This is a genomic window from Aquimarina spinulae, from assembly GCF_943373825.1.
Lineage (GTDB): Bacteria > Bacteroidota > Bacteroidia > Flavobacteriales > Flavobacteriaceae > Aquimarina > Aquimarina spinulae.
In genome coordinates, this window is sequence record NZ_CALSBP010000002.1 from 1091573 (window position 1) to 1104643 (window position 13071).

Annotated in this window: 13 protein-coding genes; 4 read left to right on the forward strand and 9 right to left on the reverse strand. The window is 32.1% G+C overall.

Going from position 1 to position 13071, the window contains the following annotated elements; translation table 11 throughout:
- The first annotated feature begins 242 nt into the window (after positions 1–242).
- Entirely contained in the window at positions 243–977 is a 735-nt protein-coding gene (rlmB, locus tag NNH57_RS10450; RefSeq protein ID WP_074409001.1) for a 23S rRNA (guanosine(2251)-2'-O)-methyltransferase RlmB, read from the forward strand.
- 6 nt (positions 978–983) lie between these two features.
- On the opposite strand, the gene NNH57_RS10455 is transcribed toward rlmB, so the two are convergent.
- Positions 984–1727, reverse strand: a complete 744-nt coding sequence (locus NNH57_RS10455) for a rhomboid family intramembrane serine protease (protein ID WP_074409002.1) — start codon at positions 1725–1727, stop codon at positions 984–986.
- Positions 1728–1798: 71 nt separating this feature from the next.
- Positions 1799–2881, reverse strand: a complete 1083-nt coding sequence (locus NNH57_RS10460) for a hypothetical protein (RefSeq protein ID WP_132065820.1) — start codon at positions 2879–2881, stop codon at positions 1799–1801.
- A 163-nt stretch (positions 2882–3044) separates the two neighbouring features.
- Here NNH57_RS10460 and NNH57_RS10465 point away from each other — a divergent pair, with 163 nt between their 5' ends.
- Positions 3045–4322, forward strand: coding sequence for a replication-associated recombination protein A (locus tag NNH57_RS10465; protein WP_074409004.1), 1278 nt, complete (start codon positions 3045–3047; stop codon positions 4320–4322).
- Positions 4323–4382: 60 nt separating this feature from the next.
- Here NNH57_RS10465 and NNH57_RS10470 read toward each other — a convergent pair whose 3' ends face one another.
- The 6 genes from NNH57_RS10470 to radC all read right to left on the reverse strand — a co-directional run bounded on the left by NNH57_RS10470 (position 4383) and on the right by radC (position 10105).
- Positions 4383–5147 (reverse strand): hypothetical protein, encoded by a 765-nt coding sequence (locus NNH57_RS10470; RefSeq protein WP_074409005.1) that lies wholly within the window; start codon positions 5145–5147, stop codon positions 4383–4385.
- Between the two features lie 2 nt (positions 5148–5149).
- Positions 5150–6535, reverse strand: coding sequence for a DUF5723 family protein (locus NNH57_RS10475; protein WP_108807708.1), 1386 nt, complete (start codon positions 6533–6535; stop codon positions 5150–5152).
- Positions 6532–7107, reverse strand: coding sequence for a hypothetical protein (locus tag NNH57_RS10480; protein WP_108807707.1), 576 nt, complete (start codon positions 7105–7107; stop codon positions 6532–6534). The genes NNH57_RS10475 and NNH57_RS10480 overlap by 4 nt, the downstream gene beginning before the upstream one ends.
- 269 nt (positions 7108–7376) lie before the next feature.
- Positions 7377–8063, reverse strand: a complete 687-nt coding sequence (locus NNH57_RS10485; protein WP_074409008.1) for a YjjG family noncanonical pyrimidine nucleotidase — start codon at positions 8061–8063, stop codon at positions 7377–7379.
- A complete protein-coding gene (locus tag NNH57_RS10490; RefSeq protein ID WP_108807706.1) occupies positions 8056–9360 on the reverse strand; it encodes a DUF7033 domain-containing protein in 1305 nt (434 codons plus the stop codon). The genes NNH57_RS10485 and NNH57_RS10490 overlap by 8 nt, the downstream gene beginning before the upstream one ends.
- 46 nt (positions 9361–9406) lie before the next feature.
- Positions 9407–10105 carry a RadC family protein gene (gene radC / locus NNH57_RS10495; RefSeq protein WP_074409010.1) on the reverse strand — a complete coding sequence of 233 codons (699 nt, stop codon included), beginning with the start codon at positions 10103–10105 and terminating at the stop codon, positions 9407–9409.
- A 230-nt stretch (positions 10106–10335) separates the two neighbouring features.
- Between radC and NNH57_RS10500 the strand changes: the two genes are divergently transcribed.
- Together NNH57_RS10500 and NNH57_RS10505 are read left to right on the forward strand one after the other, a co-directional pair.
- Complete coding sequence (locus NNH57_RS10500) at positions 10336–10779, forward strand: hypothetical protein (protein ID WP_074409011.1); 444 nt, start codon at positions 10336–10338, stop codon at positions 10777–10779.
- Between the two features lie 104 nt (positions 10780–10883).
- The gene (locus NNH57_RS10505) at positions 10884–11327 is read left to right on the forward strand and encodes a DUF1569 domain-containing protein (RefSeq protein WP_108807705.1); all 444 of its coding nucleotides are present in this window, start codon (positions 10884–10886) and stop codon (positions 11325–11327) included.
- 116 nt (positions 11328–11443) lie between these two features.
- Here the strand turns inward: NNH57_RS10505 and NNH57_RS10510 are convergent, their stop codons facing one another.
- Complete coding sequence (locus NNH57_RS10510; protein WP_108807704.1) at positions 11444–12802, reverse strand: UDP-N-acetylmuramate--L-alanine ligase; 1359 nt, start codon at positions 12800–12802, stop codon at positions 11444–11446.
- Positions 12803–13071: the final 269 nt, after the last annotated feature.

Here is a 13071-nt window from a genome sequence, read left to right on the forward strand (position 1 = left end):
TTGTAATACCAATTATTACTTTTTTAAGGGAATTACAAAAAAATAATAAATCCAATTAAAAGCAAAAATGTTAAAAGAGAGGCTACATACTATATGTAGCCTCTTTTTTGTATACAATTCATAAAACTCATTTCTATTATACTATCTTTGGCCCCAATAAATAAGCTACAAACAATTAGGGTAATGCCGATCTACCGTTATGACAGATATGGTTTTACTATATAATAATATACTATATACAGATGAAAAACGATTCCTTAGTTTTTGGTATCAGAGCAATTATAGAAGCCATAACGTCTGGCAAGACCATCGATAAGCTTTTTATCCAAAAAGGATTACATGGTGACCTGGCTAAAGAATTAATGAGCCTTGTAAGGAAACAGAATATTACTATTAACTATGTTCCTGTAGAAAAATTGAATAGATTAACCCGTAGCAATCATCAAGGTGCGGTTGCTTACACCTCTCCTATCGATTTTTATGATCTCGAAAATCTTGTTATGAATGTTATTGAATCTGGAGAAACTCCTTTATTTCTAATTCTCGATCAACTTTCTGATGTTCGTAATTTTGGAGCTATTATCAGAACTGCAGAATGTACAGGTGTACATGGCATTATCATTCAGAAAAAGGGAGGAGCGCCTGTTAATGCAGATACTGTAAAAACTTCTGCTGGTGCTGTATTCAAAATCCCTATATGTAAGGTAGATCATATAAAAGATGCCATGTTTTATTTGCAAGGATCTGGTGTTCAGATAGTAGCTGCCACAGAAAAAGCTAACTCCACTATTTATGATACAAATCTAACTATTCCTACCGCTATCATTATGGGAAGTGAAGGTAAAGGTATTTCTCAATCTGTATTAAAACTGGTAGATCAACAAGCTAAACTACCAATGTATGGAGATATTGCCTCATTAAACGTATCTGTAGCTTGTGGTGTGTTTTTATATGAAATTATAAGACAAAGGTTATAATACTAATTATTCTTCTTCAGGCTTATCTGTATTAGGTCTATATTCGTATATAACGCTAATCTCCTCATCCAAATCTTTCTGAGGTAGGTTTTCGATAAAATTACCATTATCATCAAAATGCTTTAGAAACTCATCTTCTTCAGGATCATAATGTTCGGACTCCCAGATATATTTTTTTGGTTGTACTACTCCTTTTTTGATAAAAAAAGCTAACACAGCCCCAGATAGTATACCTGATAAATGCCCTTCCCATGAGATTTTAGGATCTATAGGCAATACATACATTACCATGCTTCCGTAAATAAAAACTACAACAAAGGATAATGCAATTAATCTAAAGTGTCTTGCAAAAATCCCTTTAAAAAACAAAAAACCAAAAAGCATATAAATTACACCACTTGCTCCAATATGATTTGCTGGCCGACCTAATAACCAGGTTAAAAAGCCTGTAAGAAAAACTCCTATACATAATACTTTCCAAGCGTTATTTTGATAGAAAAAGAAGAGTGCAGCCGACAAAATCAATAATGGCAACGTATTATGCCATAAATGGGTAATATCGGCATGGATAAAAGGAGAGAATAGTATTCCTCTTAACCCAATCACTGTTCTGGGAAGTACTCCAAAATGATTAAAACTTAAGTCAAAACGAATTTCAAACCAAAAAACTATCCAAATAAGTAATACAAACAACAATGGATACCCTACTACCCCTGTATTAAACTTAAAATGAGTTTCTTTTTCTTGCATAGTAGTAAGAATATATCAAAAAAAAGTCCAAAACAAAAAGTTCGGTTAAAATGTCAGGTGTATCCTATATTTTATTCTAAGTCTGTAGATTTATAATAATTATCACCATCTACAGGAAATGCTTTTTCCGAAAACATATCTTCTATTATTCGGTTGGTTAAAGGAGCAATACCTGTTTTAACACCATCTACTTTTATCGGATATGTCATATTAGAAGAATGATTATACCCTAAACAATGTCCAAACTCATGCGCAGTAATATGCCCCGTTTTCTTAGTTAAATAATCCCTTAAGATATGTTCTGCAACACCAAACGTGCTACCTCCTCCTAAACCAGAGACATTTACAACTTTTCCGCATTTCAAAAACTCCTTATTGATTAGTTTTTGATAAAGTTCTTTTTTCTCTTCACTAGTCATAACGATGGCACCATCATTTTTAACTAAGTGCTCTTTTAGGAAACCTTCTTCAAAAGCTTCTGAAGCAAAGATATAACCCAGATTAATTATCATACCAGAAAATCTCCTTATATCCTTAGCACTAATATCATCACTCCAATTGTTATCAGGATTATTATTTTCATCAAAATCATGATATCTAATATCCCATTTCAATTTAGAAAGTGTTTTTAACTTTTTGACAAGTTCGCTTTCCCCCATAAAATCAAACGTTACTTTATCTACTAAAATCCCTTCTGTACTATAATCAGATAAATCTACCATGATTCCATCAAGGTTGATAAATTGAGTTTCTTCACTAAGAAAAGAATATTTAATTTCCTGTTTTGCGTGCGCCCTTATCTTATTAATTTTAAATAGCTTAATCTTAGATTCTACCCCTTCTATATCTGCAATAATAAAAACATTTTCAATATCAACCGGAGCAAAATTAGCAACTTCAATAGTAAAAGCATCAATTGCTTTTACCCTTATTATCTTACCGATTTCATATCGTCTTGTTTCCGAAGTCATTAATTCCTGGGTCTCATCATCCTGAAACATTAATTTAGAATTGGCATCGGTATCAAAAGAATACTCTCTAACTGCAAATTCGGTATTTTCTGCCTCGCTGGAGTTATCATCGTTACTACAAGAAATTAATATGAGCATACTCATTAACAATAAAATATTCTTGTATGTATATATGTTTCTCATTTTTTTGGTTGTTTGTTAGTACGTGTATTGAGCTAATAACTTAACCCTACCCAGCTTATTGTCTGGCAAGAGTAAATTATTCTGTTTTTAAAAAATATATATTACTCTATTACATTCTAATATTTGAGCTCAAAATTCTATAAAAGCTTGTATTTTTACACTTATGAATAAACCACTTGCAGAACGAATACGACCAAAATCCTTAGAACAGTATCTAAGCCAGGAACACCTGATTGGTGATGATGGTTCTCTTACCCAGCAAATCAAAAGAGGACTTATCCCCTCTCTAATACTTTGGGGTCCACCCGGAGTGGGAAAAACGACATTAGCCAATATCATCGCTAACGAATCAGAAAGGCCTTTCTACACTCTTAGTGCTATTAATAGTGGTGTTAAAGAAGTAAGAGAAGTAATTGATAAGGCAAAACAGAGTGGAGGTTTGTTTACTGCCAAAAACCCTATCTTATTTATTGATGAAATTCATCGTTTTAGCAAATCACAACAAGATTCTTTATTAGGTGCAGTAGAGAAAGGATGGATTACCCTTATTGGAGCTACTACAGAAAATCCAAGTTTTGAAGTCATACCTGCACTCTTGTCTCGTTGCCAGGTGTATACACTTAATCCTTTTGGCAAGAAAGAATTAGAAGCATTACTCAATAGAGCCATGCAAGAAGATGAGCATTTAAAATCTAAAGAAATAGTACTTAAAGAAACAGAATCTCTACTAAGGCTAAGTGGCGGAGATGCTCGTAAGCTTTTAAATATTTTCGAATTAATTGTTTCTAGTCAGGATCAGGAACCCATTACAATTACTAATGATCTGGTTTCAAAATTAGTACAACAAAATACGGTGCGATATGACAAAACTGGAGAGCAGCACTATGATATCATCTCTGCTTTTATTAAATCTATCAGGGGAAGCGATCCTAATGCTGCTGTATATTGGCTTGCACGTATGATTGAAGGCGGTGAAGATCTTAAATTCATTGCCAGAAGGCTAATTATACTAGCTTCTGAAGATATCGGAAACGCTAATCCAACTGCCTTGATTTTAGCAAATAATTCTTTCCAGGCCGTTAATACTATTGGTTATCCCGAAGCTAGAATTATATTAAGTCAATGCACAGTTTATCTAGCTTCTTCACCTAAAAGTAATGCATCTTATATGGCTATAAATAAAGCCCAGCAATTGGTAAAACAAACAGGGGATTTATCTATTCCGTTACATATAAGAAATGCTCCAACCAAATTAATGAAAGAATTAGGGTATGGTGAAGACTACAAATATGCTCATAATCATAAAGACAATTTTGTAAAACAAGAATTTCTTCCTGATGAGATTGCCAACACAAAATTATATGATCCAGGAAATAATCAGCGTGAAAACTCATTTAGAACATTTCTTAAATCGAGATGGGGAGATAAATACGAGTATTAACCCTTCTTTTATCTCCCCATTGTATAATTTTTTCCTTTTTAAAAAAGGAATGATTAAATTTTACTGTCTTGCAAAAGTATCTGTAATAAGCTTATTGGTTGCTGGATTAATACGCTCTAATATAAAATTTCCATACCCATCAAAATATCCATTACCACTTAAATCTCCTGCCTGAACTATATAATTTTTTCCGCTTCCCGATTTAAAAATTTTCCCTATCGAGTTTTGCTTTTCTTCACTTTTAAATATCTCATATCCATAATCTTGTTTTTTAAACAAGAAACTTACATCATTAAAAAGGTATGTAATCGTATTTCCTGATGGAGAAGAAGCTTCTACAATTTCCTTAGTTTGTATGGGCTCTTCTTTTTTAACAATCTTTTCTTCTTTATCACCGCTATATGTATAGTTAAGTGCCTCTACCGATATAAAAGCATCTCTAAGTGCTTCATGATATCCCTTCTTATACTCTTTTTCCCTACTCTTTCCTTCTGCCGATGTAAATACTACACTACCATTACAATCTGTTAGCTCAAATACTAGCCTCGTTAAAAACATACCGGGTTTTCTTTTTATATTAGCTCTTAGTGCCTTACAGCCATTAGCTCTAAGATCCTCTGGAAAATTTTCTTCTTTTAAATAGGCTTCAAATCCATACTTAGTCAATAAAAATTTAGTGAGTGAATTAAGCTGATATTTATCCTCTCCTTTTAAAAAATTATAGCTCTTAGGCACTATAACATACTTATACTCATTGATATTTTTTTGAGCATTTACACTTAACGTAGAAATTAAAACAATCCCTAAAAACAAAATACGTAACATATCTATCTCATTATGAAATTAAAACCTAGTTGTACAGAAGTACCTCTTGCTTTTGCAAGATTAGTATATTCTAATAAATTATTACCCGAAATATAAAAATTAATTTTATTAATATGAATAGATGCAAGAAATCCTATATTATAATATGAATAATCATCAATAGTATACGTAAGTTTTGTTCTTAAAAAATTAAAAAACCGCTTATAATAAAACAATGAAACTGCATATTGAGGTCTTTTGGGTCTAAATTGGGTAAACAACTGTACTCCTATAGCATCCATGTATGGAGGTTTTTCTCCCTCAAGATAACAATCACAAGTACCATCATCATATCGGTTAAAAGAATATCTAACAGAGCTGTTTAATTTTAAAGGACGCATAGTTATATAAGTTGTACTTAATGTATCAAGTGGAACAGCTTCTTCTAGTTCATCTAAAAAATTCTGAGCATCCTGACCAGAAAACTGAATTGGTGTTTCAAATCCTTCAAAAGCATAATTACCTCGTGCTCGATAGGTTTCTACATCTTTGGTATATAATATCATCCCTAAATCATTTGCACTTCCTGTAATAGCGAGCTGTTCATTTATTTTATGAGTAAACCCTATATCTACACCAAGCCCCAGGTTTCCTCCCAAAAAAGCTCTTCCTATTAGCTTATTAACGATATCTTTTCCTTCTTTATCTTTAAGGGAAGCATATCCAGATGTTCTTACAGTAACATCTGCATTACTAATTATATGTTGATAAACATTATTTCCTTCTGGGGTTTCTACAGTAGTAAAAGTTCCTTTATTTTTAGCACTACGAATATGAAACATACTAGAATATAATTTGGCTCTGGCCCCAAAAGTTAACTTCTTATTTATCTTCTTTGTGTATCCAAAATGAAATGTAGTTAACAATTCTATAGATCCATTTATAGTAGAAAAACGAAACGGCTGATTAAGAAAATCCTGGTTCCCTTGATAAGCAAGAACCACAAAGTCTTTCGGGAAATACCCTATAACATCTAATTCCTGATAGATTCCTCCAGAGAAATATATATTTTTATTTTTTTTGCTTTCCCATCCAAAACTAATAAGTTCTAATTGCTGTGTTAGGGTTAAATAATCATTGCTTGTAAGGGTATTAAGTGTATTTTCTATTTTATCATTAATGTTTCTTCCATCATCTGCAAAAACATCGTAGATAGACGCTCCTTTTAATCCTGCATTTATATGAAACTGTGATAAAAAAGGCACTCCTGCATGGTAATCAAAATTTATATCAGCTCCAGGATTAAGAAGCAATGACTGAGGAAGATCTGTGAAATCGTATAAGGTTTCTTTATTTTGAGAATATCCCAAGCATCCCCACAGACCTATAAAGAATATAACAATTCTCATAACTCGTAATTAAAAAAATAAGTTCCTTTGGATCGTAATTCAAGGATCCCTCGTAAACTACTATTAATATTTTGTACTCTCATTGAAGAAACAAGTCGTGTAGCATCTCTCAAAACACCAATGTCTGCAGTATCGAAAATGATAACTTCTGTCGTAACAATTGGGCCTGTATCTTCTCCATTTCCAGAATTGGCAGTCATACTATATAAAGGACCAATTCGCTGATTATTATCGTTTAAAAATCCAAAATCAAAATCAAAATCACGCTCTATAGTATTTGTAAACTCAAAAGTCAATTCTACTCTTTCTAAATTATCCACTACAAAATCGGTTCCTAAAAGGTCATAGTCTAAAGTATCATTTACGATTACTTCTGGAATAACAATAGCAGGATCTATATTAGAATCAACAAATTGATTTGTATCAAATCGGGAATACACAAAGTCTACCTCATAGACCGGGGTAAGTACAACGTCTTCTGCTTGCTCAAAATCTACATCTTTTACACAAGAAATTAATGATATTAGCATGCATACACCACATAGTAATACATATACTTTTTTTGTTTTCATTTTGTAGGGAATTATAAAAAATTAAGACGAGTTCTTAAATTATTAGTTATTCATATCATCATCTTGTGTTAATTTCCTTTACTTCTAAGATTTACTTTTGATCTTCGATTATAACAACAGTATAAGTTACAAATACCCTATTTTCAAATTGTTAATTTATTTCGTGTTTTTAAAAACATAATTTAGAACACTTAATAATCAATGTTTAAGCTACTAAAAAAATCCCTGGAATTGCACATGAATTGAAATAAATTACAAATATCTATCTATTATAGATATTTTTTAATTTGCTTTAATTCAGAAACTTGAATATTATGCGTCGGTAGTTCTTCTTTATGATAATTAAAACATATAGTTTTTAAACCTACTGCCTCTGCTCCCAATATATCTGCTTCATAATTATCCCCTATCATCATACTACTATCAAGTTTCGCACCAGATTTTTGTATTGCCTGTTCAAAAATAAATGGATTAGGTTTTTTAACTCCCGCTTCTTCACTATCTGTTATTGTTTTAAAATAATGTAGTATTCCAGAATTTGATAGTTTCTTATTTTGCACTTCTTTAAAGCCATTGGTAATGATATGTAAATCATATTTTGGATTAAGATACTCTAATAAATCTTGGGTTCCATCAATCAAATAGTTATGAAGTGGTAGAAAATTAATATAATCATCAGACATTTCATCTATAATTTCTAGAGAAAATGATATATCGAGATGCATAAATGCTTCTGTAAGTCTACTTCTGCGAAGTTGTTTTTTGTTTACTCTCTCTTCTCTGTATAATTTCCAATACTTCATGTTAATGGGTTGATATACAGCCAGGAAATCTTCAATTTTGGTATTAACATTAAATTTATCAAAAATCATCTTAAATGCTAAAGATGAGTTCCTGTCGAAATCCCAAAGGGTGTGATCCAAATCAAAAAATATGTGTTTTACCGTACTATTCATCTTCTGTTGTCCAAATAAATTCTAAAATTGATTTCCAAAAAGGTTCATTTTGCAAATCACTAAACAATGTGTTACTAAAAACCGGAATAAAGATCCCATTTACCTTTTTTACTTTATCTATATATATGCTAATTTCTTTTCTTGCCGACATTAGATCATTAATATCTTCTCTATCACCCTGACTGGCAAAACAAAAAGAATACACCACCAAAGGAGTTTGCACCTCATAATCAAGATCATAGAACATAAACGGAGAGCAAGTTCCTGCTCTAAAACCAGATTGTTTGGGATAGCCCATAGAATAATCCTCCCCTATTTCTAACTCGATAAAATTGCGATACGCCTCTGGTAATTTTATTTTAAAAAAAGAACAAAGCGAGTATTGAAGTCTTCTGTTAACAATATTCTCTATTCGTAGTTTTTCCTTTTTCAAAAGTGACAAATCAGAGATGGCTTCATACGAAACTTTTAGTCCTACATCAATATAATCTGCAATATGCTTAATAATAGTATGATGCTTTGGGCGGTTATACCCTACATTTTTTTCATATTTAGAATAATCTCCCAATCCAAATAGGGCCTTAGCTTTTCTTTTTTTCTTTTTTTGAAGTTGAATTACAAAATCAAATATATCATATGGATCTCTTTTTAATCCAATAAGCACCTTTATTCTATCTGTTAGTTTATCAAATTGTAATTTCCATAAATCTCGAATTCCTCCTCCTATTGATCGCAAAACTCCTTTATTTTTATACACAAAAGTCTGAGCGACAGAAAAAACAGGAATAATGGTAAATTTCTTTTCCCGAAATTCGAGATCAGGGTATTTCTCTAAAAGCACTTTTTTGAATTTATATGCCCATATATCTATTACCGGATCTTGCAAAAAATTATGGATATATCCTATACTTTCTGTAGCAGGAAAACGCCCCATATTATCTTTTACATGTGGCAAATACTCCTCATATCGTGTTAAAAGATAAAAAGTAGCTGCAAAAATATCAAACGGTAATGCAGAATCGGCATGCTTAACATCAAAAAAACATTTTGTTTCTTCCCAATCAAAAACTTGAACATCTACGTCATTTAAGCCATGCTCAAAAAGTAAATCAACACTCTGGAAATAAAGCTCTTTTCCTAATGGTTGTCTTCCATACGAAAGCTTAGGGCCATCATGAGCGATAAAAGGTTCTATTTTAGATGTTAAATCAATATCTAAACCTAGTATTCGCTTACACATTTGTTTAAATGTATAGGAAACTCTTGGGGTAATTCTTTGTACGTGAATTAATAGCATATTGTTGTATTGTGTATTACGGTTTATAATTCCGTAAGACTCACTTCTATATTATGGATTCATCTGCAAAGCTAAAATAGTTTTTTTCTGTAATAACAAGATGATCCAGTAGATTGATATCTAAAGTTATCCCTGCTTGTTTTAGTTTTTGGGTTAATATTTTATCTGATTGACTTGGCATCACTACTCCACTAGGATGATTATGTCCTAATATTATTCCTGTAGCGCCATATTCTAAAGCAGATCTAAAAACGATTCGAGCATCTACCAGAGTTCCTGTCTTTCCTCCAACACTTATCTGCTTTTTCTGAATTACTTTATTTGCATTATTCAGAAACAGCACCCAAAATTCCTCATGCTCAAGATCTCCTATGATAGGGTGAAAAAGATGAAATGCATCTTTACTACACGTAATTTTTGGTACTATGGGTACGTTTTCATCTCTTCGTCTTCTTCCTAATTCTAAACCGGCAACAATAGCTATCGCTTTAGCTTCGCCAATCCCCTTAAAATTTATCAATTGTTTTACTGATAATTTTCCCAATGCATTAATTTCATGATCGACGCTAGCCAAAATACGCTTACTTAATGCAACGGCACTTTCTTCGCGATTACCCGAACCAATGAGTATCGCAATCAATTCTGCATCTGTTAATGCGTTCTTCCCTTTAGCGATTAATTTTTCTCTTGGACGATCATTTTCACTCCATTCCTTGATAGAAAATGAAGAATTTAATTTACTCATATAACAAGTTTAACAATTAAAAATAGTCGGTAAATCCTATCTGTAAGTATAAACTATTTATCTCAATTACAACAACTTATTCTCGAATTAATATCACTATATTAACACTTCATTTATTGCCAAATTGTATTATTTCGCTATATATATTTGTTTGAAAATGAAAGTTTTACTATATTTGGTCACCCTTAATCCAAAAATGAATATTTTAACACCTTCAAATGAACCTATTTATGAAGAATATTTTTACTTTCGTTTTACTTCTTGCAACCGTGAGTTTCTATGGGCAGGATAAGAAGATTTCGTTTCTTAATTTAGTAGGAAATAACATACAAGTCCCTAAGGGATGCCAAGCGCAATCTGAATATGAACTACAAGCTTGTGACGGAACATCAATAAAATGGGATTATTATAATGATGACATGTTATCTGCAGTTTTTGATGCTACAATAACGGCATTTGCAGAAAGTAATAGTTCAAAAACAGAAGTAACCTTTACTTCTTTTGGTGCTCAACTAAAAGGATATAAATTTAAAATGGGAACTACTTTCCAATATTTTTTGAAAGGAACAATTAAAGATCAACCGTTAATGATCAATTTGGGTACTCCAAAAGATATTGCAAATAATGATGATCTAGATGGGTTTCTAAGTCTTTTCTTTGATGAGGTAAGTTAAAAAAACATATATAATATTCTATAAAAGGCTAATCATATGATTAGCCTTTATTTTTTTAGACTAAAAAGTGGTATTTTTGAGTACACCGCCTAAAAAAATGTATTATGAAATCCCTACTCGATCCAGCCGCACATAACGAGATAGAAAATCGCATAAACAAATTATCTGTTACTAGTAATGCTATCTGGGGAAAAATGAATGTTTCACAAATGTTTCATCATTGTCAATTTCCATTAAAAATTGCTTTAAAAAAAGATCACCCCGAACTTAAACCCAATATATTGGCTAAGCTACTCTTCAAAAAATCTATGTATAATGATAAACCATGGAGAAAAAACTTGCCAACACATTCAAAACTAAAAGTAGTTGAGCAAAAGGATTTTGAAACCGAGAAAGAAAAACTTTTACATCTTGTAACCGAATTTTCTAACCAGAAAGATAAAAAAGAATGGGAGCCTCATCCAATGTTCGGGAAATTTACTAATAAACAATGGGGACAACTACAATATAAACATCTGGATCATCATCTTCAACAGTTTAACGCATAACTTCTAAAAACACTAGTATAAGAAAAACATTATCCAGAAGTCCTAAACCATGAGTTGTTGGTCAAACCAATCAAAAAAGTATAAAAGATTTACAATCAAGTCTATTGAAAACACTTTCAGTTTTCAATCCAATGTTTCACTTCGTTAAAATCCAATCCTCCATAATTACCACTACTCATAAGTAATAGTGCAGAATTATCTAAATCTTTCTGCTTTAAATACTGCTGAAAACTTCCTGGATCGGTATAAATAATGAGATCATTGCGATTAAAAGCTTCGGCAATTTGCGAAGCAGAAACTTCCTTAAGCTGTTTTATCTTTACGGCATGAGGGGAGTAAAACACTACTGCCTCATCGGCGGCATCCAAAGCGCCTTCATATTCTTTTAAAAATGAAGCATCCAGACTACTATAGGTGTGTAACTCTAGACAGGCCACCACATTTCGATTTTGATATTGCTCTTTTACTGCTTTTGTAGTTGCCCTTACTTTAGATGGGCTATGCGCAAAATCTTTATATGCCACAGCTTTATGGCTCTCTGCGATTTTTTCTAATCGCTTTGATGCTCCCGTAAAAGAAGCAATGGCCTCATAAAAATCATCTTCATCAATTCCCATATGCTGGCAAATCCATTTTGCACCAGCAAGGTTATTTAAATTATGTGCACCAAATATTTCGATGGGCATTTCTCCTTCAGGAGTATCTAGTAAAGTTTCTCCATCCTCTACGCGATACTGCGGAGTTACATATTCAAACTTTCGAATTGGATTTTCTGTTAACTCTGCTAGTTTTTTTACCTCAGTATCCTCTTGATTATATACCAATGCGCCACCATTAACAATAGAATTCATAAAAATTCTAAACTGATCGACATACATATCAAAAGTCGGAAATACATTAATATGGTCCCAGGCAATCCCACTTACCAAAGCAATATTAGGGTGATACAAATGAAATTTTGGCCTGCGGTCAATCGGCGAAGATAAATACTCATCTCCTTCTAAAACGATAAAATCATTCTCTTCTGTAAGGTGCACCATGGTATCAAAACCTTCTAATTGCGCTCCTACCATATAGTCTACTTCCTTATCATGATAGTGCAGCACATGCAAAATCATAGAAGTAATCGTTGTTTTACCATGCGATCCTCCTATTACTACACGGGTCTTATTTTTGGACTGTTCGTATAAAAATTCTGGATACGAATATATTTTCACCCCTAATTCCTGAGCCTTAAGAAGTTCTTCATTGTCCTTTTTGGCATGCATACCCAAAATAATTGCATCAAGATCTGAAGTGATTTTTTCTGGAAACCAACCAAATTCGGTTGGTAATAATCCATGTCGTTCTAATCTTGATTTTGAAGGTTCAAAAATAGTATCATCACTTCCTGTTATTTGATATCCTTTTTGATGTAATGCTATGGCCAGGTTATGCATCGCACTACCTCCAATAGCTATAAAATGTACACGCATAGTAAACTCTTAAATCAGAGAGTAAAGATACAATTAACAATTAGCTAATAAAATAATGAGGTAATGAAAAATAATTTCAAGCCATAATTATTTTCCTCATTAAATCATAGGGTTTCCTAAACAAAACAGAGACTTCCCTCATTTATCATTTCATCTGTTCTTTTTTAAGCCTTTCTTAGTCATCAAATAAAATGTGGCAGAAATTTTGATTTATAGTAACAAAATTATCCTGACTCATTTCAAATACGTAGTTTTATGATGCTATTTAC